Annotated in this window: 15 protein-coding genes; 5 read left to right on the top strand and 10 right to left on the bottom strand. The window is 62.9% G+C overall.

All coding sequences use genetic code 11. The annotated features are described in order from the left end of the window. Window positions 1-2: 2 nt before the first annotated feature. Window positions 3-260, bottom strand: a complete 258-nt coding sequence (locus tag JMN22_RS05095; RefSeq protein WP_030139668.1) for a hypothetical protein — start codon at window positions 258-260, stop codon at window positions 3-5. A 342-nt stretch (window positions 261-602) separates the two neighbouring features. Between JMN22_RS05095 and JMN22_RS05090 the strand changes: the two genes are divergently transcribed. The 5 genes from JMN22_RS05090 (at window position 603) to JMN22_RS05070 (ending at window position 8547) form a co-directional block, all read left to right on the top strand. After that, window positions 603-1760: an efflux RND transporter periplasmic adaptor subunit gene (locus JMN22_RS05090; protein WP_198796600.1), complete on the top strand. Its 1158-nt coding sequence runs from the start codon at window positions 603-605 to the stop codon at window positions 1758-1760. Continuing rightward, on the top strand, window positions 1757-4867 hold the full coding sequence (locus JMN22_RS05085; protein WP_198796601.1) for a multidrug efflux RND transporter permease subunit: 3111 nt from the start codon (window positions 1757-1759) through the stop codon (window positions 4865-4867). Before JMN22_RS05090 ends, JMN22_RS05085 begins: the two co-directional genes overlap by 4 nt. Before the next feature lie 9 nt (window positions 4868-4876). Further along, the gene (locus tag JMN22_RS05080) at window positions 4877-5551 is read left to right on the top strand and encodes a heavy metal response regulator transcription factor (protein WP_030139690.1); all 675 of its coding nucleotides are present in this window, start codon (window positions 4877-4879) and stop codon (window positions 5549-5551) included. After that, window positions 5538-6905 carry a heavy metal sensor histidine kinase gene (locus JMN22_RS05075; RefSeq protein WP_198796647.1) on the top strand — a complete coding sequence of 456 codons (1368 nt, stop codon included), beginning with the start codon at window positions 5538-5540 and terminating at the stop codon, window positions 6903-6905. The genes JMN22_RS05080 and JMN22_RS05075 overlap by 14 nt, the downstream gene beginning before the upstream one ends. A 145-nt stretch (window positions 6906-7050) precedes the next feature. Continuing rightward, window positions 7051-8547 carry a GGDEF domain-containing protein gene (locus tag JMN22_RS05070; RefSeq protein ID WP_198796648.1) on the top strand — a complete coding sequence of 499 codons (1497 nt, stop codon included), beginning with the start codon at window positions 7051-7053 and terminating at the stop codon, window positions 8545-8547. A 235-nt stretch (window positions 8548-8782) separates the two neighbouring features. Here the strand turns inward: JMN22_RS05070 and lpxC are convergent, their stop codons facing one another. The 9 genes from lpxC to murD all read right to left on the bottom strand — a co-directional run bounded on the left by lpxC (window position 8783) and on the right by murD (window position 19278). Next, on the bottom strand, window positions 8783-9694 hold the full coding sequence (lpxC, locus tag JMN22_RS05065; protein WP_030139673.1) for a UDP-3-O-acyl-N-acetylglucosamine deacetylase: 912 nt from the start codon (window positions 9692-9694) through the stop codon (window positions 8783-8785). 112 nt (window positions 9695-9806) lie between these two features. Continuing rightward, window positions 9807-11000 (bottom strand): cell division protein FtsZ, encoded by a 1194-nt coding sequence (gene ftsZ / locus JMN22_RS05060; RefSeq protein ID WP_030139674.1) that lies wholly within the window; start codon window positions 10998-11000, stop codon window positions 9807-9809. A gap of 97 nt (window positions 11001-11097) precedes the next feature. Next, window positions 11098-12357 (bottom strand): cell division protein FtsA, encoded by a 1260-nt coding sequence (ftsA, locus tag JMN22_RS05055; protein WP_003205342.1) that lies wholly within the window; start codon window positions 12355-12357, stop codon window positions 11098-11100. A 15-nt stretch (window positions 12358-12372) separates the two neighbouring features. Beyond that, window positions 12373-13239, bottom strand: coding sequence for a cell division protein FtsQ/DivIB (locus tag JMN22_RS05050; RefSeq protein WP_030139675.1), 867 nt, complete (start codon window positions 13237-13239; stop codon window positions 12373-12375). Between the two features lie 3 nt (window positions 13240-13242). Next, window positions 13243-14208: a D-alanine--D-alanine ligase gene (locus JMN22_RS05045; protein WP_030139676.1), complete on the bottom strand. Its 966-nt coding sequence runs from the start codon at window positions 14206-14208 to the stop codon at window positions 13243-13245. Beyond that, entirely contained in the window at window positions 14205-15665 is a 1461-nt protein-coding gene (gene murC / locus JMN22_RS05040; RefSeq protein ID WP_030139677.1) for a UDP-N-acetylmuramate--L-alanine ligase, read from the bottom strand. The genes JMN22_RS05045 and murC overlap by 4 nt, the downstream gene beginning before the upstream one ends. Further along, window positions 15658-16728, bottom strand: a complete 1071-nt coding sequence (gene murG / locus JMN22_RS05035; protein ID WP_030139678.1) for an undecaprenyldiphospho-muramoylpentapeptide beta-N-acetylglucosaminyltransferase — start codon at window positions 16726-16728, stop codon at window positions 15658-15660. Before murG ends, murC begins: the two co-directional genes overlap by 8 nt. After that, window positions 16718-17935 carry a putative lipid II flippase FtsW gene (gene ftsW, locus JMN22_RS05030; protein WP_030139679.1) on the bottom strand — a complete coding sequence of 406 codons (1218 nt, stop codon included), beginning with the start codon at window positions 17933-17935 and terminating at the stop codon, window positions 16718-16720. The genes murG and ftsW overlap by 11 nt, the downstream gene beginning before the upstream one ends. Next, complete coding sequence (gene murD, locus JMN22_RS05025; RefSeq protein WP_198796602.1) at window positions 17932-19278, bottom strand: UDP-N-acetylmuramoyl-L-alanine--D-glutamate ligase; 1347 nt, start codon at window positions 19276-19278, stop codon at window positions 17932-17934. Before murD ends, ftsW begins: the two co-directional genes overlap by 4 nt. Window positions 19279-19283 lie beyond the last annotated feature (5 nt).

Raw genomic sequence — 19283 nt, 5'->3', positions numbered from 1 at the left:
TCTCAGCGCTTGCCCATCGAACGACGGGTACCGGGCGGCGCGGCACCCGGAGTCTTGGTGTGGCCGTTCTTGGCGCCGTTCTTGTACCAGGGCTGTTGCCCGGCACCTTTGGCCGCCGACAGTTCACCGGGCTTGAACGGGAACTTGAAGGCCGGGATCGCCGCCTTGCTGTCGTCGGCGTTGGCAACATCGCTGTCCGTCTGGCCAGACGATTCGCCGGGCAAGCGTTCGTCTGCGGGCGATGGTATTGGGGAAGTCATTTGAGTTATTCACTTGAGTGGGACAACAAACCGTGGCGAGGGAGCTTGCTCCCGCTGGGCTGCGAAGCGGCCCCATTTCTGTGAGCGCTTCGCACTCAAGCGGGAGCAAGCTCCCTCGCCACAATTGAGTATGCGTGGCTCGGTAACCGAGCCGCGAAACGCAGCAGTATACCTGCACGAAATCGCGGTGCCACGGAGCAGATGCAAGGGTGGAGTTCCGTCTGACGGAAAACCGGGACGAAACTGACAGCCCTGACAGCTAGCCGTCACCTTCCTGACCGCCTCGCAACGCTATATAAGACAGATAGAAATCCCACCGTCCCGAACCGGCTCTTCGCATCCATGCACATTCAGAAAAAAACGTTCCTGCTCGTCGCACTGTTGGTCGCCTTGGGGGCGCTGGTCCTGTGGTTCTCGATGAAGCCCGTCGCCACCAAACCCAGTGCTGCGAGCGCCGTACCGGTAAGAGTCGTGAGCGTGGTCGAAAAGGATGTGCCGCGCTTTGCCAGCGGCATCGGCACGGTACTGTCGCTGCACAGCGTGGTGATCCGTCCGCAGATCGACGGCATTCTCACCAAGCTGCTGGTCAAGGAAGGACAACTGGTCAAGAAGGGCGACCTGCTGGCAACCATCGACGACCGCTCCATCCGCGCCAGTCTCGACCAGGCCCGCGCCCAGCTCGGCGAGAGCCAGGCGCAGTTGGCCGTGGCCCAGGTCAATCTCAAGCGCTACAAGTTGCTGAGCGTCGATGACGGCGTATCCAAGCAGACCTACGACCAGCAACAGGCGCTGGTCAATCAGCTCAAGGCCACGGCCCAGGGCAACCAGGCGGCCATCGACTCTGCGCAGGTCCAGCTTTCTTATACCCAGATCCGCTCTTCGGTGACCGGTCGCGTCGGCATTCGCAACGTGGACGAAGGCAACTTCTTGCGTGCCAGCGATGCCGAAGGCTTGTTCACCGTGACCCAGATCGACCCGATCGCGGTGGAATTCTCGTTGCCGCAACAAATGCTGCCGACGCTGCAGCGCTTGATCGCCGCCCCTGAACAGGCCCTGGTCAAGGCCTACATCGGTGCCGACGGCGCCACCGGGGAACTGTTGGGCGAAGGGCGCCTCAGTCTCATCGACAACCAGATCAACACCAACACCGGAACCCTGCGCGCCAAGGCCGAATTCAACAACGCCGCCCAACGGTTGTGGCCGGGGCAACTGGTGACGCTGAAAATCCAGACCGCGATCGACAAGGGTGCGCTGGTGGTACCGCCGACCGTGGTCCAACGCGGGTTGGAGCAACACTTCGTGTACCGGGTCCAGGGCGACAAGGTGGAAAGCGTGCCGGTGGAAATGGTGTATCAGGACAGCGGCATGCACATTATCAAAGGCGTCAACGCCGGTGACCAGTTGGTGAGCGACGGCCAGTCACGCCTCAAGCCTGGCGCCAGCATCCAGATACTTGGAGATCCGCCCGCCCTCGCCAAGACCGGGCAGGCACAGCCATGAAGGGCCGCGGTTCGATATCGGCGTGGTGCATCAATCACCCCATCGCCACGGTGCTGCTGACGTTCGCCCTGGTGCTGCTGGGGTTGATCGCCTTTCCGCGGCTGCCTGTCGCGCCGTTGCCCGAGGCGGAATTCCCGACCATCCAGGTCAATGCGCAGTTGCCCGGTGCCAGCCCCGAAACCATGGCGTCGTCGGTGGCGACCCCGCTGGAAGTCCAGTTCAGCGCCATCCCCGGCATCACCCAGATGACTTCCAGCAGTGCGTTGGGCTCGACCAACCTGATCCTGCAATTCAGCCTCGACAAGAGCATCGACACCGCCGCCCAGGAAGTGCAGGCGGCCATCAACACCGCCGCCGGCAAGTTGCCCAATGACATGCCGAACCTGCCGACCTGGCGCAAGGTCAACCCGGCCGACAGCCCGGTACTGATCCTCAGCATCAGCTCCGACCTGATGCCAGGCACCGAATTGAGTGATTACGTCGAGACCCTGCTCGCCCGCCAGATCAGCCAGATCGATGGCGTCGGGCAAATCTACATCACCGGCCAGCAGCGCCCGGCGATCCGAGTCCAGGCGTCTGCCGACCGACTCGCGGCGATCGGCCTGACCCTGGCCGATATTCGTCTGTCGCTCCAGCAGGCCAGCCTCAACCTCGCCAAGGGCGCGCTCTACGGTGAGTCGAGCATTTCCACGCTGTCCACCAACGACCAATTGTTCAAGCCCGAGGAGTACGGTGAGCTGATCGTGTCCTACCGGGACGGCGCGCCGGTTCATCTCAAGGACATCGCCAAGGTCGTCAACGGTTCGGAAAACGCCTACGTCCAGGCCTGGTCCGATGATCAACCCGGCGTCAACCTGGTCATCTTCCGCCAACCGGGCGCGAACATCGTCGAGACCGTCGATCGCGTCCAGGCCGCCTTGCCCACCCTCGAGGCCATGCTGCCCGCGGCGATACAAGTCAAGGTGATGATCGATCGCACCCAGACCATCCGCGCCTCGTTGCATGAAGTGGAAATCACCCTGCTGATTGCGGTGTTGCTGGTGGTGGCGGTGATGGCGCTGTTCCTGCGCCAGCTCTCGGCGACGCTGATTGTCTCGGCGGTGCTGGGCGTGTCGTTGACCGCCAGTTTCGCCCTGATGTACGTGATGGGATTCAGCCTGAACAACCTGACCCTGGTGGCGATCGTCATCTCGGTGGGGTTCGTGGTGGACGACGCCATCGTCGTGGTGGAGAACATCCACCGGCACCTGGAGGCTGGCGATGGCATGCGCGAGGCGGCCATCAAGGGCGCCGGGGAAATCGGCTTCACCGTGGTGTCCATCAGCTTCTCGCTGGTGGCGGCGTTCATTCCGCTCTTGTTCATGGGCGGCGTGGTCGGACGGTTGTTCAAGGAATTCGCGCTGACTGCCACCTCGACGATCCTGATTTCGGTGGTGGTGTCCCTGACGCTGGCGCCGACCCTGGCCGCGCTGTTCATGCGCGCACCGAAACACCATGCCCACGCTCGTCCAGGTTTCGGCGAGCGCCTGCTGGGCGGCTATGAGCGAGGCCTGCGGCGGGCCCTGGCTCACCAGAAGCTGATGATCAGCGCGTTCGGCCTGACCCTGGCGCTTGCGGTGGTGGGCTACGTGTTCATTCCCAAGGGGTTCTTCCCGGTACAGGACACCGGCCTGGTGCTGGGCACCAGCGAAGCCGCCGCCGACGTGTCGTTCCCGGACATGGTGGCCAAGCACAAGGCCCTGGCCGAGATCGTCGCCGCCGATCCGGCGGTGCAGACCTTCTCCCATTCCGTCGGCGTCTCGGGCAACAACCAGACCATCGCCAATGGCCGCTTCTGGATCGCCCTGAAGCCCCGGGGCGAGCGTGATGTATCAGCCAGCGGCTTCATCGATCGGATCCGCCCGAAATTGCAGAAGATCCCCGGTGTCGTGCTGTACCTGCGGGCCGGGCAGGATATCAACCTCAGCTCCGGCCCCAGCCGCGCCCAGTACCAGTACGTGCTCAAGAGCAATGACGGGCCGACCCTCAATGCCTGGACGCAGAAACTCACCGACAAGCTGCGCAGCATTCCGGCGTTTCGTGACATTTCCAACGACCTGCAACTGGGCGGCAGCATCACCCACATCAACATCGACCGCAGCGCAGCAGCCCGCTTCGGCCTCACCGCCACCGACGTCGACCAGGCCCTGTATGACGCGTTCGGCCAGCGGCAGATCAACGAATTCCAGACCGAGACCAACCAGTACAACGTGATTCTCGAGCTCGACACCCAACAGCGTGGCAAGGCCGAGAGCCTGGCGTATTTCTACCTGCGCTCGCCGCTGAGCGGGGAAATGGTGCCGCTCTCGGCTCTGGCCCGCTTCGATGCGCCGACCAACGGCCCGCTGTCGATTGCCCATGACGGCATGTTCCCGGCCGCCAACCTGTCGTTCAACCTGGCCCCAGGCGTGGCGTTGGGGGATGCGGTGCGCCTGCTCGACCAGGCCAAGAACGAAATCGGCATGCCCGCCGCCATCACCGGCAGTTTCCAGGGCGCGGCCCAGGCGTTCCAGAGTTCGCTGAAGAGCCAGCCCTGGCTGATCCTCGCCGCATTGGTGGCGGTGTACATCATCCTCGGCGTGCTCTACGAGAGTTTCGTGCACCCGCTGACCATCATTTCCACCCTGCCCTCGGCCGGCCTTGGCGCCCTGATCATGCTCTGGCTGCTGGGCCAGGATTTCTCGATCATGGCGTTGATCGGCCTGGTGCTGCTGATCGGGATCGTCAAGAAAAACGGCATCCTGATGATCGATTTCGCCATCGATGCCCAGCGCAACGGTGGCCTGGCGCCTCAGGAGGCAATATTCCAGGCCTGCCTGACCCGGTTCCGCCCGATCATCATGACCACCCTCGCCGCCCTGCTCGGCGCGCTGCCGCTGATGCTCGGCTACGGCCCCGGCGCCGAACTGCGCCAGCCGTTGGGCATCGCGGTCGTGGGCGGCCTGCTGGTCAGCCAGGCGCTGACCTTGTTCACCACACCGGTCATATACTTGTGGCTGGAGCGACTGTTCCATCGACACGCCCTTCAGCCCGGCCCCGCGCCGGCGGCGCTGGCGAATGCAGACTGAGGCCGGGCCATGCGTATCCTGATCATCGAAGACGAAGAAAAAACCGCGGACTACCTGCACCGCGGCCTCACCGAACAGGGTTACATCGTGGACGTGGCGCCCGACGGCGTCGAGGGACTGCACCTGGCCCTGGAAAATGACTACGCGGTGATCGTGCTCGACGTCATGCTGCCGGGCCTGGACGGTTTTGGCGTGTTGCGTGCCTTGCGCGCCCGCAAGCAGACGCCGGTCATCATGCTCACCGCCCGCGAACGGGTCGAAGACCGCATCAAGGGCCTGCGCGACGGTGCCGACGATTACCTGGGCAAGCCATTTTCCTTCCTCGAACTGGTGGCGCGCCTGCAAGCCCTGACCCGCCGCAGCAGCGGTCACGAACCGGTGCAGGTCAGCATTGCCGACCTGTGGATCGACCTGATCAGCCGCAAGGCCACCCGGGCCGGGCAGCGCCTGGACCTGACCGCCAAGGAGTTCTCGCTGCTCAGCGTCCTGGCCCGCCGCCAGGGCGAAATCCTGTCGAAGACGGCCATTGCCGAAATGGTCTGGGACATCAATTTCGACAGCGACGCCAACGTCGTCGAGGTGGCGATCAAGCGCCTGCGGGCCAAGCTGGACGGGCCCTTCGAGCACAAGCTCCTGCACACCATCCGAGGGATGGGGTACGTGCTGGAGAATCGAGGTGAGTAACAGCATTGCGCTGCGCCTGAGCGGCATGTTCACCCTGGTGGCGGCGCTGGTGTTCCTGCTGATTGGCGGCGCCTTGTACCAGCAGGTCGAAAAAGGCCTGGGCCTGTTGCCGGAAGCGGAACTCGATGCCCGCTACAGCGTGCTCGAATCCACCGTGGGTCGTTATGGCACGTCCGAACACTGGGTGAAGATCAACAACAAGCTGCGGTTGCTGGGCGAAGAAGACAAGCGCATCCATTTCTGGATCGTCAGCGGCGACCCGCGCTTTGAATACGGCAACCCCGATCCGCAGGTTCGCACCGTTGCCCAAGGCCCGTTGGGCAAGCGCGACCTGACGTTGCCTGATCGGCACTTTCCGATGAAAGTCCTGGTGAGCCAGTTCCCGGCCAAGGACCAACGCCCGCCCCTGCGCTTCATCATCGGCATCGACACCGAGACCTTCTATCAGACCCAGCATCATTTATTGGTGGCGCTGGTGAGCCTGGCCTGCATCGGTGTGTTGCTGGCATCGCTGCTGGGTTATTGGGTCGCGCGCATCGGTCTCAAGCCGCTCATCAAGCTGTCCGACGAAGCCCAACGCCTGGCCCCGCCTCGCCTTTCCGGGCGTTTGCGAATATCGCCATTGCCGCCGGAACTCAGCCAGTTCGTCAATTCGTTCAATGCCACCCTCGATCGGGTCGAACAGGCGTACTCCCGGCTCGAATCGTTCAACGCCGACGTGGCCCATGAGCTTCGCTCCCCATTGACCAACCTGATTGGCCAGACCCAGGTGGCGCTGACCCGTGGGCGTTCGGCGGAGCATTACTTCGAAGTGCTGCAATCGAACCTCGAGGAGCTGGAGCGGCTGCGCTCCATCATCAACGATATGCTGTTCCTCGCCAGCGCGGACCAGGGCAGCAAGGCCACCAAGCTGACCACGACGTCCCTCGCCGACGAAGTGGCAACCACCCTCGACTACCTGGATTTCATCCTGGAGGACGCCCAGGTCGAGGTTCACGTCAGCGGCGATGCCCAAGCCACCATCGAAATCGCCCACCTGCGCCGAGCCCTGATCAACCTGCTCAGCAACGCGGTCCAGCACACCGCGCCCGGCCAGGTGATCGACGTGCGCATCGAAGCCGTTGGCGACCAGATCACCCTCGGCGTCACCAACCCCGGCGAACCGATCGCCGGCGAACACTTGCCGCGACTGTTCGAACGCTTCTATCGGGTGGATGCATCACGCAGCAACAGCGGCGCCAACCACGGATTAGGGCTCGCCATCGTCAAGGCGATCGCGTTGATGCATGGCGGCGATGTATTCGTGCGCAGCGACTGCGGCGCAAACACCTTCGGAATCCGTTTGCCGGCTTGAAATAAGCCACGATGTGGATTGCTCAATTCCAGTGTCCCGAGCACAATCTTGCAAAAGGCCAGTATTGTCTCTGCCGGTCATCGGCAGTTGTAGATGAGCAGCCTATGGGAAGGATCCCAGCCACATGACAATGCAGATCGGAACCATGAGCGCGAGCAGTGCAACACCCGGCAATATCCCGTTTTCGATACGTTCGGAACGGGTTCTCGTTCTGGCCAGCTCGCTGGTTGTCATTGCCATCCTGAGTATCGTGACGTTCCTGCTGATCCGTGAACACGCCAGCGCCGAGCAGGCTGCAACGCGTGCGGCAAGCAATATCGTGCAACTGATCGACGCCGATGTGCTGCGCAACGTAGAACTCTACGATGTTTCATTGCAGGGCCTGATTGCCGCGGCAAAACGCCAGGACCTCAAAGACGTTTCGCCAACGATCCGCCACCTCGCCCTGTTCGATCGCGCCACCGCAGCGCCCTATAAAGGCGACATCCTTCTGCTCGACAAACGCGGCGATGTGATTGCTGACTCGGCCTCTGTCGAGCCCCGCAAAGGCAACTACGCCGAACGGGAATATTTCCAGTCACATCTCCAGGATCCAAGCCCGAGCATGATGATCAGTCCCCCGTTCCGGGCTCGAAGCGAGCCGCATGACTGGCGCATCAGCTTCAGCTACCGCCTGGATGACGACCGGGGCGAGTTCATGGGCGTGGCCGAGGCCGCGATGCGCCTGAGCTATTTCAGCCAACTGTTCAAAAGCCTGAACATCGGTCGCGGCGGCACGGTCAACCTGGTCAGCGGCGACGGAACGCTGCTGGCCCAGGAGCCGCCCTTGGCTGACGACATGATCGGCAAGAATTTCAGCAATCGACCGAACTTCGTGCGCATCCTGCGCGAAGGCAACGGCAGCTTCTCCGGCGTATCCAGCGTCGATCAGACACAGCGCCTGTATACCTTTTCCCGGGTCGGTAACTTGCCGCTGATCGTCGTGGTCGCGCTCTCATCCCAAGAAGTCTTCGCATCGTGGCAACGTACGGCGCTCCTGATCAGTGGCGCCACGGTCGCGCTGTGCATCAGCCTGCTCTGGCTCACCTGGTTGCTGCGCCGTGAGCTGCGACGCCGCCACAGCGCCGAGCGGGAGCTGGCAAAATTGGCGTCCGTCGATTCCCTTACCGGCCTGGCCAATCGCCGAACGCTGGACGAAACGTTGCATCAGGAATGGCAGCGTGCCCAACGTTCGGGCCAACCGCTGTCTGTGCTGATGATCGACGCGGATCACTTCAAGGCGTTCAACGATCGCCATGGTCATCAACAGGGCGACGAAGCCCTGCGAACCTTGGCCCAGTTGATCGGCCAACATGTCCGACGCCCTGCCGACCTGGCGGCGCGCTATGGCGGGGAAGAATTCTCGGTGGTGCTGCCAGAGACCACCACCGCCGGCGCCTTCACCATGGCCCAGAACATTCGCGACGCGGTAGAGCAGTTGCTACCTGTCGTCGAGGGTGAAGCGCCCATGACGGTGAGTATCGGTATTGCCACTTGGCTGAACGGGCCATACGGGGAACTGCAACAACTCTTGCTTGCTGCGGACAAGGCGCTGTACCAGGCCAAGGCCAGTGGACGCAATCGTGTGGTTTGTGCGATGTAAAGACCGAGGTGCGTTCTCCGTGGCGAGGGAGCTTGCTCCCGCTGGGCCGCGAAGCGGCCCCAAAAAACAGTAGTACACTCGCCCTGGAACGCCGCATTGCCAGCTTAAGGACTGCTCCGCAGTCCAGCGGGAGCAAGCTCCCTCGCCACAAAAAACTCCACTCAAACTTTTAAAAGCCGGCCATAAAAAAAGGCCACCCGAAGGCAGCCTTTAAAAAACTAGAGAGGTTTTTTGCTTACACGGCCGCGACAGGGCGCATGTAAGAGATTGGTGCGGTGCTGGCGTCTTCGAACGTCACGACTTCCCAAGCATCTTTCTGCTCAATCAACTTGCGCAGCAGCTGGTTGTTCAGTGCATGGCCGGACTTGAAGCCCTTGAACTCACCAATCAGGCTGTTGCCCAGCAGGTAGAGGTCGCCAATCGCATCGAGGATCTTGTGCTTGACGAATTCGTCTTCATAACGAAGGCCGTCTTCGTTCAACACGCCATCGGAATCGACCACGATCGCGTTTTCAACACTGCCGCCGAGTGCGAGGTTGTGCTTGCGCAGGTACTCGATGTCACTCATGAAGCCAAAGGTACGGGCGCGGCTGACTTCTTTTACGAACGAAGTGCTGGAAAAATCCACGCTTGCACTCTGGGTGCGGTCACGGAAAACCGGGTGATCGAAATCGATCTCGAAGCTCACCTTGAAACCTTCGAAAGGGACGAAAGTGGCGCGCTTGTCGCCGTCTTCCACTGTCACTTCCCGCAGGATGCGGATGAACTTCTTGGCCGCGTCCTGTTCTTCCAGGCCAGCCGATTGAATCAGGAATACGAAAGGTCCGGCGCTGCCATCCATGATCGGGACTTCGGACGCGGAGAGCTCGACGTAGGCGTTATCGATGCCCAGGCCAGCCATGGCCGAGAGCAGATGCTCCACCGTGTCCACTTTGGTGTCACCGTTGACCAGCGTGGTCGACATAGTGGTTTCACCAACGTTTTCCGCGCGAGCAGGAATCTGCACCACAGGGTCGAGGTCGGCACGACAAAACACGATGCCGGTATCGACAGGCGCTGGCTTGAGGGTCAGGTAGACCTTCTCGCCGGAGTGCAGGCCGACACCTGTGGCACGGATAATATTCTTCAGGGTGCGTTGTTTAATCATGGCATGGGCCGCTTCAGCGCAAATTGCGAACTGGTATCAACAAAGGCTGGCGATGATAGCAGACCAGACCTTTGCTGAACACCAATCACCCGTATACCCCTGATACATTCCATCAATCGGCCTGGCGACGCAGGAATGCCGGGATGTCCAGGTAATCCAGATCATCTTGCGGATTCATCTTCGCGGCAGTCGCAGCGCCGGCCTGGGCCTGGTTGCGCATGACGGTCGGGCGGTCCAGGTCACGGTAGTTCACCGCTGGCGCTTCCTGACGAGCGGCCGGTTGCTGTTGTGGCTGGGAGGCCATGGCAGTCTGGACGGTGTTGTCGATCACCTTCATCGGCTTCTCGATTTTCGCGCCCAGGCCAGTGGCAACCACGGTCACGTGCAACTCGTCACGCATGTCCGGATCGATCACGGTGCCGACCTTGACCATCGCGTGGTCGGAAGCGAACGCCTCGATGATGCTACCGACGTCGGAGTATTCGCCCAGGGACAAATCCGGACCGGCGGTGATGTTCACCAGGATGCCACGGGCGCCCTGCAGGTTCACATCTTCCAGCAACGGGTTGCGGATGGCCGCTTCGGTCGCTTCGCGCGCACGGTTCGGACCGCTGGCGCAGCCAGTGCCCATCATCGCCATGCCCATTTCGGACATCACGGTGCGGACGTCGGCGAAGTCGACGTTGATCATGCCAGGACGCTTGATGATGTCGGAGATACCGCGAACGGCACCGGCCAGTACATCGTCAGCCTTGGCGAAAGCCGACAGCAGGCTGGCGTCTTTGCCCAGGATGGTCAGCAGCTTCTCGTTGGGGATGGTGATCAACGAATCGACGCTTTCGCTCAGCGCGCGGATGCCTTCGTCGGCGATCTGCATGCGCTTGCGGCCTTCGAACGGGAACGGACGGGTCACCACCGCAACGGTGAGGATGCCCATTTCCTTGGCCACTTCGGCAATGATCGGTGCTGCACCGGTACCGGTACCGCCGCCCATGCCAGTGGTGATGAACACCATGTTGGTGCCGGCCAGGACTTCAGCGATGCGCTCGCGGTCTTCCAGGGCAGCCTGACGGCCGACCTCGGGATTCGCGCCGGCACCCAGGCCCTTGGTCACGCCGGTCCCCAGTTGGAGGATGGTCCGCGCGCCGATGTTTTTCAGCGCTTGAGCATCGGTGTTGGCGCAGATGAACTCGACGCCTTCGATGTTGCTCTTGACCATGTGGTTGACAGCGTTGCCGCCGCCACCGCCGACACCGATTACTTTGATAACCGGGCTAGCGGGGATGTTGTCTACGAGTTCGAACATGTTCCCTCTCCTTACATTCTCTAGTTTTTTTCGCCTACTGCGTTTGTTGCCGTCTTGCACGCCGAGCCTGAAACCCGGCGCTTGAAGCTTGAATCAGTCAGAAATTGCCTTTCACCCAAGCCTGCAGCCGCTCGAACAACGGTGCCTTCGGCTCGTCGCTGCTGTAGCTGTCGCGGCTGCCTATCCCCGAGAACGAGATCCCGTCGGACTGCTTTTGCAGGCCATACATCAACAGGCCCACGCCGGTGGAATAGATCGGGTTGCGCACCACGTCATCCAGGCCCTTGACGCCATGGGGCACGCCCAGGCGCACCGGCATGTGGAAAATTTCTTCGGCCAGCTCGACCGCGCCTTCCATCTTCGACGTACCGCCGGTCAGCACGATGCCGGCCGGGATCAGGTCTTCGTAGCCGCTGCGACGCAGTTCGGCCTGGATCAGCGTGAACAGCTCGTCGTAGCGCGGCTCGACCACTTCGGCCAGGGCCTGGCGCGACAGTTCGCGCGGTGGACGGTCGCCAACGCTTGGCACCTTGATGGTTTCGCCGGCACCGGCCAGTTTCGCCAGGGCGCAGGCATAGCGGATCTTGATTTCCTCGGCGTACTGGGTCGGGGTGCGCAACGCCATGGCGATGTCGTTGGTCACCTGGTCGCCGGCAATCGGGATCACGGCCGTGTGGCGGATCGCGCCTTCGGTGAAGATCGCGATGTCGGTGGTGCCGCCGCCAATGTCCACCAGGCACACGCCCAGCTCTTTCTCGTCGTCGGTCAGCACCGAGTAGGCCGAGGCCAATTGCTCGAGGATGATGTCGTCGATTTCCAGGCCGCAGCGGCGCACGCATTTCTCGATGTTCTGCGCAGCGTTCACCGCACAGGTGACCACGTGGACCTTGGCTTCCAGGCGCACGCCGGACATGCCCAGGGGCTCGCGCACGCCTTCCTGGTTATCGATCACGTAGTCCTGCGGCAGGGTGTGCAGCACACGCTGGTCAGCCGGGATCGCCACGGCCTGGGCCGCGTCGAGCACGCGTTCGAGGTCGGCGGAGCTGACTTCGCGATCACGAATCGCCACGATGCCGTGGGAGTTCAGGCTGCGGATGTGATTGCCCGCGACGCCGACGAACGCCGAGTGGATCCGGCAACCGGCCATCAGCTGCGCCTCTTCGATGGCGCGCTGGATCGATTGCACGGTGGACTCGATGTTCACCACCACGCCCTTCTTCAAGCCGCGGGACGGGTGTGTACCGATCCCGACGATGACCAGCGTGCCGTCGTCCGCGACTTCGCCTACCAGCGCCACCACCTTGGAAGTGCCGATATCAAGACCGACGATCATTTTTCCGCTTTGCACGTTTGCCATGGGTCCAGCCTCTTCTTAATTCTTCGCGACGGCGGGTACGGCCGTCGTCGGCGCTACAGGTTCCCGCCAGCCAACAGCGAGGCCGTTGGCGTAGCGCAGGTCGATGCGCGCAATGTTCGTAATCTGTTCTTTGAGCGTCTTGTCATAGATGGCAATGAAGCGGCGCATCTTTTCCACCAGGTTGCCGCGCCCGAGCAACAGCTCGATGCCCGGCCCCGAGCTGCCCGCGCCAGTGGTCAGGAACCAACTGCCGCGCTCACGCAGTTCCAGGCGCGCGATGGAGAAGCCCAATGGCCGCAACATCTGGCTCAACACCTGGTATTGCTGCATCACTTGCTGCTGGGCCCGTTGTGGACCGAACAGTTGTGGCAAATGTTCATAATTGGCCAGTTCCCGTGGCGTAAACGCCTGGCCCTGGTTGTTCAAAAGCGACTCGTCGCCCCAACGGGCCACCGGCAATTGCTCTTCCAGGCGGATCGACACCTGGTCAGGCCACACCCGCCGGACTTCGGCATGGGCGATCCAGGGCATCTGCTCCAGCTCCGTGCGCATGCCCGCCAGGTCGATGGTGAAGAAGCTCGACGCGACGAACGGGGCGATCCGTTGCTGCACCGCCTGCTGGCTGATGTAGCTCAGGTCGCCCTGGACGTTGATCCGGGCGATCGGCCGATCGGCGTAAGGCAGCAGCCGTTGGGCGCCTTCGTAGGTACCGAACCCCAACGCCACCAGCAGCACCGGCCAGAACAGGCTCTTGAGAAAACCAAAATTGGCTTTCGGCAAGCGCGCCGACATCGGCTCCTTGGCCACCATTCGGCTGGCACCCCGCGGCACCGGCTTGCGGCCGGGTGCGGAGGGCTGATGACGAAGCGATGCGCCTTGCATGGCTTAACCTCTTGGCTCTTGTTTGCCGACACTGGCGGCGAGAATCGACAGCACCAGCTGCTGGAAATCAAGGCCGGCGGCGCGGGCCGCCATCGGCACCAGGCTGTGATCGGTCATGCCGGGGGCGGTGTTGACTTCCAGGAACCAGAACTGCCCATCGGCGTCCTGCATCACGTCTGCCCGGCCCCAACCGGCAATACCCAGCGCCTCACAGGCCTTGGCCGTGAGGTCCATCAGTTGTTTTTCCTTGGCAGCATCCAGCCCGCAGGGAATGCGGTACTGGGTGTCATTGGCGATGTACTTGGCGTCGTAGTCGTAGAACGTGTGAGGCGTGCCCAGCGCGATCGGGGGCAACACCTGGTCACGCAGGGTGGCGATGGTGAACTCGGGACCGGTGATCCATTGCTCGACCAACACTTGCGAATCGTAGGAACTGGCGTCCTTCCAGGCTGCGGTCAACTCAGGCAGCGAATTCACTTTCGCCATGCCGATACTGGAACCTTCATGGGCCGGTTTGACGATCAAAGGGAAGCCCAGTTCCGTCGCCGCCGAAATACAATCGGCCTCGGACGCCAGCACGGCGTGACGCGGCGTCGGGATGCCGAGACTGTGCCAGACCTGCTTGGTGCGCAGCTTGTCCATCGCCAGGGCCGACGCGAGGATGCCGCTGCCGGTGTAGGGAATGCCCAGGCATTCGAGCAGGCCTTGCATGCTGCCGTCTTCGCCGCCGCGACCGTGAAGAATGATGAAGGCGCGGTCGATCTTTTCGCTCAGCAGGCGCTGCAGAAAGTCATCGCCCACGTCGATCCCGAAGGCGTCGACACCAGCGCTTTGCAAGGCTTGCAGCACGGCGTTGCCGGACTTGAGGGACACCTCGCGCTCGGCGCTCTTGCCGCCGAACAGCACGGCAACGCGGCCGAAGGCTTTCGGCTCGAGGGTCGAGACCAGGTTGGCGTAGGCAGCAGTCATTTCAGTTTCCCCTCGCTGGAGGCCACGATGGCGCCGGCGAATAACGGACTATTCAACAGTTTCGGGGCCAGGCCACCGATATCGCCAGCGCCCTGGCACAGCAGGATGTCGCCGGCGCGCAGCAGCGGCTTGACCAGTGGCGCGAGGTCCACGCCGCGGTCGATGTAGATCGGGTCCAATTGGCCGCGTTGGCGAATGCTGTGGCACAGCTGGCGGCTGTCGGCGCCGGGGATCGGCTCTTCGCCGGCCGGGTAGACTTCCATCAACAGCAGCACGTTGGCGTCGGCCAGGACCTGGACGAAATCGTCATACAGGTCGCGGGTGCGGCTGTAGCGGTGCGGCTGGTAGACCATCACCAGGCGGCGCTCCGGCCAACCGCCACGCACGGCCTTGATCACCGCCGCGACTTCGGTCGGGTGGTGACCGTAATCGTCGACCAGCATCACGTTGCCGCCGTCCACCGGCAGTTCGCCGTAGACCTGGAAGCGCCGGCCCACGCCCTGGAACCCGGACAGGCCCTGGACGATCGCTTCATCACTGACGCCTTCGTCGGTGGCGATGCAGATGGTCGCCAGTGCGTTGAGCACGTTGTGGTTGCCGGGCATGTTCACCGACACGTCCAACGGCTCGCGATCAGGACGCAGCACGGTGAAGTAGGTCTGCATGCCCTGCTGGCGCACATTGATTGCGCGAACGTCGGCGTCTTCGCCAAAGCCGTAGGTCACGGTCGGACGCTTGACCAGCGGCAGGATTTCACGCACCACCGGGTCGTCCAGGCACACCACCGCCAGACCGTAGAACGGCAGGTTGTGCAGGAACTCGACGAAGGTTTTCTTCAGTTTGTTGAAGTCGCCGTCGTAGGTCGCCATGTGGTCGGCGTCGATGTTGGTAACGACGGCGACCAGCGGTTGCAGGTGCAAGAAACTCGCATCGCTCTCGTCGGCTTCGGCGATCAGGTAGCGACTGGTGCCCAGCTGGGCATTGGTGCCAGCAGCATTCAGGCGACCACCGATCACGAACGTCGGGTCCAGGCCACCGGCCGCGAACACCGAAGCGATCAGGCTGGTGGTGGTGGTCTTGCCGTGGGTACCGGCGACGGCGATGCCGTGGCGATAGCGCATCAGTTCGGCCAGCATTTCGGCACGCGGCACTACGGGAATGCGGCGTTCCAGGGCAGTGGCGACTTCCGGGTTGGAGGTGTTCACGGCGCTGGACACCACCAGCACGTCGGCGTTGGCGGCGTTCTCGGCGCGGTGGCCGATGAAAATCTGCGCGCCAAAGGACTCCAGGCGCTCAGTCACCGGGGAAGCCTTCAGGTCGGAGCCCGAGACCTGGTAACCCAGGTTCAGCAACACCTCGGCGATCCCGCACATGCCCACGCCGCCGATCCCGACGAAGTGGATGCGACGGATGCGGCGCATTTCCGGTTGCGGCATGGCTTTGCGATTCTCAACCATGGGCCACCTCCAGGCAGCTATCGACCACTTGGGCGGTGGCATCGGGTTTGGCCAGGCGGCGCGCGGCGCGGGCCATGTCTTCGAGTGTTTGCGGCTGCATCAGGACCTCTGTCAGGCGCGCAGCAAGATCCGCGGCGCCAGTCGTTCTTTGTGGCATCAGGAAGGCAGCGCCTTCACGGGCCAAATAATCGGCGTTGCGAGTCTGGTGATCGTCGATGGCGTGGGGCAAAGGCACCAGCATCGAGGGCAGACCGGCGGCAGCCAGTTCACTGATGGTCAGCGCGCCTGCGCGGCAGATCACCAGGTCGGCCCAGCCATAGGCCTGGGCCATGTCTTTGATGAAAGGCTGCACTTGCGCCTCGACGCCTGCGGCGCGATAGCGCTCGGCGGTCACTTCATCGTGATTTTTGCCAGCCTGGTGAAACACTTCCGGGCGCAGTTCGGGAACGACCTGCGACAGGGCTTCGGGCAGCAATTTGTTCAACGGTTCTGCCCCCAGGCTTCCGCCCAGGACCAGCAAACGCGCCTTGCGTCCGGCCAGGGCCGGGCGCGGTGTATCGAGGAACAGCTCGGTGCGCACCGGATTCCCGGTGGTGCGACGGCTGCCCGACAGGGTAAAGGTGTCGGGAAAGGCTTCACAGACCCGAGCGGCCAACGGCACCAGTAACCGATTGGCGGTACCGGCCACGGCGTTCTGCTCGTGGACGATCACCGGCACACCGGCCAGTTTTGCCGCAACGCCACCCGGACCGGTCACATAGCCACCGAAGCCGACGACGCACACCGGCCGCAGCCGACGAATGATCGCCCGCGCCTGCCAGATCGACTTGAGCAACATCAGCGGCGCCTTGAGCAGCGACAGCTTGCCTTTGCCTCGCAAACCGCTGGCATCGATCCGGTGCAGCTCCAGGCCAGCGGCCGGCACCAGTTCATTCTCGATGCCCCGTGGCGTACCCAGCCAGTGCACGGTGTAGCCGCGCGCCTGGAATTCCCGGGCACAAGCCAGCGCCGGGAACACATGTCCACCGGTACCGCCGGCCATGATCAGCACGTTAGCGCCCATGAGTCGGCTCCTCGGCGAAGTCGCTCTCCTGGAATTCCATCTCTTCGCTGCCCAGGTGGGTGCGACTCTCCCATTCGATGCGCAACAACAGGCCGAGACAGGCACAGCAGATCACCAGGGAGCTGCCGCCATAACTGAGGAACGGCAGCGTCAGGCCCTTGGTCGGCAAGAGGCCGACGTTCACGCCGATGTTGATCAGGAACTGGCCGATCCACAGGAACGACAGGCCATACGCCACATAGGCGGCAAAGAACTGCTTGGCCTTCTCGGCCCACAAGCCGATGTACATGCCGCGTACGCAAACGAATACGAACAGGGCGACGGTGCACAGGGAACCCACCACGCCCAGCTCTTCGGCCAAGACCGAGAATACGAAGTCGGTATGCGCTTCCGGCAGGTAGAACTGCTTCTGCACGCTGTTGCCCAGGCCCACACCCAGCCATTCGCCACGACCGAAGGCGATCAGCGCCTGGGTCAATTGATAGCCGGAACCGAACTGGTCGGCCCACGGATCGGTAAAAGTAATCAGGCGCGCCATCCGATACGGTTGCGCCTGCACCAGCACCGTCACCGCCGCCACCGCCAGCGCCACCATCAGGATGAAGCGGAACAGCCCCACGCCACCGAGGAACAGCATGGCCGCCGCCGCGCCCATCATCACCACCGTGGCGCCGAAGTCCGGCTCCATCAGCAGCAAGCCCGCCATCGGCAGCAACACGATGAACGGCTTGAAGAAGCCCATCCAGCTCTCGCGCACTTCCTTCTGGCGACGCACCAGGTAACCGGCCAGGAAAATCACCACGAAGACCTTGGCGATTTCCGAAGGCTGAACGTTGAAGAAGCTGAAGCCGATCCAGCGCATCGAGCCGTTGACCTCGCGGCCAATGCCCGGCACCAGCACCATGACCAACAGGCCAAAGGCACCGAGCAGCATCATCCAGCCCAGGCGTTGCCAGGTGGCGATCGGCACCATCATGGTGACGACGCAGGCACCCAGGCCGATCACCAGGTAAATCAGGTGACGGATCATGTGGTAAAGCGTGTTGCCCGACTGCACGGCAGCCACTTCCGACGAGGCGGAGGTGATCATGACCAGGCCGAGGCCGAGCAAGGCCAGGCAACCGGCGAGCATCGGGAAATCCAGGTCGATGCCGCGCCCGGTGATCAACGGCGACGGGTACGGCTTGATGATATTCATCAGGCTCATGCCAAGTCCTCCGCGGCCCGGGCGAACAGTTGCCCGCGCTCTTCATAGTTCTTGAACATGTCGAAACTGGCGCAGGCCGGCGACAACAGCACCGCGTCGCCCGGTTGCGCAAGGGCGCGGCATTGCTGCACCGCCTCGTCCAGCGAAGCGACGCGAACCAGCGGCACGGCATCGCCGAGGGCCTGGGCGATCAATTCGCGGTCGCGGCCCATCAGCACCACGGCACGGCAGTTGGCCGCCACCGGGTCGCGCAAATCCTTGAAGTCGGCGCCCTTGCCGTCGCCACCGGCGATCAGCACGAGCTTGCCGTCGATGTCCGCGCCCAGGCCTTCGATGGCCGCCAGCGCGGCACCGACGTTGGTGGCCTTGGAATCGTTGTACCAGGCCACGCCATCAAGATCGCGCACCCACTGGCAGCGATGTTCGAGCCCGGCGAAGTTGCGCAGGGCCGAGAGCATGGCGTCGAACGGCAAGCCGACCGCATGCCCCAAGGCCAGCGCCGCCAGGGCGTTGGCCTGGTTGTGAGCGCCACGAACCTTCAGTTCGCGCACCGGCATCAGGTTCTGGAACTCGAAGGCGAGGTATTTTTCGCCGTTCTCTTCGCGCAGTCCGAAGCCTTTGAAATCAGGGACACCGAGGCCGAAGGTCCAGCACGGCAGGCCTTCGCCCATTAGCGGACGGGTCAACGCATCCTGGCGGTTGAACACCACTTGGCGGGCGCCGCGGAAGATCCGGTGCTTGGCCAGGTGATAAGCCGGCAGGCCGCTGTAGCGGTCCATGTGGTCTTCGCTGATGTTGAGCACGGTCGCCACTTCGGCGCCGAGATGGTCGGTGGTTTCAAGCTGGAAGCTGGACAGCTCCATGACGTACAACTCGATATCGTCATTGAGCAAGTCCAGCGCCGGCGTGCCCAGGTTGCCGCCCACGGCGACACGCTTGCCGGCGGCGGCAGCCATTTCGCCGACCAGGGTGGTCACGGTGCTCTTCGCGTTGGAGCCGGTGATGGCGATGATCGGTGCCTTGGCGTTGCGCGCAAACAGCTCGATGTCGCCGGACATCTTCACGCCACGGGCGGCCGCAGCCTGCAAGGCCGGGGTCGCCAGCGCCAGGCCGGGGCTCACGTAGAGTTCGTCGGCGCGGCACAGGAACTCGACGTCCAATTCGCCACAACGCACATCCACCTGCGGATAGTCACGGCGCAGCGTGGCCAGCTCAGGCGGATTTTCCCGCGTATCGGCCACGGCAAACGACACGCCCCGGCTCGCCAGGAAGCGAACCAGGGACATGCCGCTCTTGCCGAGGCCGACAACGATGCGGAAGTGGTCAGAAGCGATCAGGGACACTCGTT

The organism is Pseudomonas sp. HB05, assembly GCF_016756915.1.
In the GTDB taxonomy this organism is placed as follows: Bacteria; Pseudomonadota; Gammaproteobacteria; order Pseudomonadales; family Pseudomonadaceae; genus Aquipseudomonas; species Aquipseudomonas alvandae.
This window is presented reverse-complemented; position numbering and strand designations above follow the sequence as displayed.

Coding starts and splice junctions, on each gene's coding strand:
- JMN22_RS05095 (WP_030139668.1), bottom strand. CDS start 260: ATGACTTCCCCAATACCATCGCCCGCAGACGAACGCTTGCCCGGCGAA.
- JMN22_RS05090 (WP_198796600.1), top strand. CDS start 603: ATGCACATTCAGAAAAAAACGTTCCTGCTCGTCGCACTGTTGGTCGCC.
- JMN22_RS05085 (WP_198796601.1), top strand. CDS start 1,757: ATGAAGGGCCGCGGTTCGATATCGGCGTGGTGCATCAATCACCCCATC.
- JMN22_RS05080 (WP_030139690.1), top strand. CDS start 4,877: ATGCGTATCCTGATCATCGAAGACGAAGAAAAAACCGCGGACTACCTG.
- JMN22_RS05070 (WP_198796648.1), top strand. CDS start 7,051: ATGAGCGCGAGCAGTGCAACACCCGGCAATATCCCGTTTTCGATACGT.
- lpxC (WP_030139673.1), bottom strand. CDS start 9,694: ATGATTAAACAACGCACCCTGAAGAATATTATCCGTGCCACAGGTGTC.
- ftsZ (WP_030139674.1), bottom strand. CDS start 11,000: ATGTTCGAACTCGTAGACAACATCCCCGCTAGCCCGGTTATCAAAGTA.
- ftsA (WP_003205342.1), bottom strand. CDS start 12,357: ATGGCAAACGTGCAAAGCGGAAAAATGATCGTCGGTCTTGATATCGGC.
- JMN22_RS05050 (WP_030139675.1), bottom strand. CDS start 13,239: ATGCAAGGCGCATCGCTTCGTCATCAGCCCTCCGCACCCGGCCGCAAG.
- JMN22_RS05045 (WP_030139676.1), bottom strand. CDS start 14,208: ATGACTGCTGCCTACGCCAACCTGGTCTCGACCCTCGAGCCGAAAGCC.
- murC (WP_030139677.1), bottom strand. CDS start 15,665: ATGGTTGAGAATCGCAAAGCCATGCCGCAACCGGAAATGCGCCGCATC.
- murG (WP_030139678.1), bottom strand. CDS start 16,728: ATGGGCGCTAACGTGCTGATCATGGCCGGCGGTACCGGTGGACATGTG.
- ftsW (WP_030139679.1), bottom strand. CDS start 17,935: ATGAGCCTGATGAATATCATCAAGCCGTACCCGTCGCCGTTGATCACC.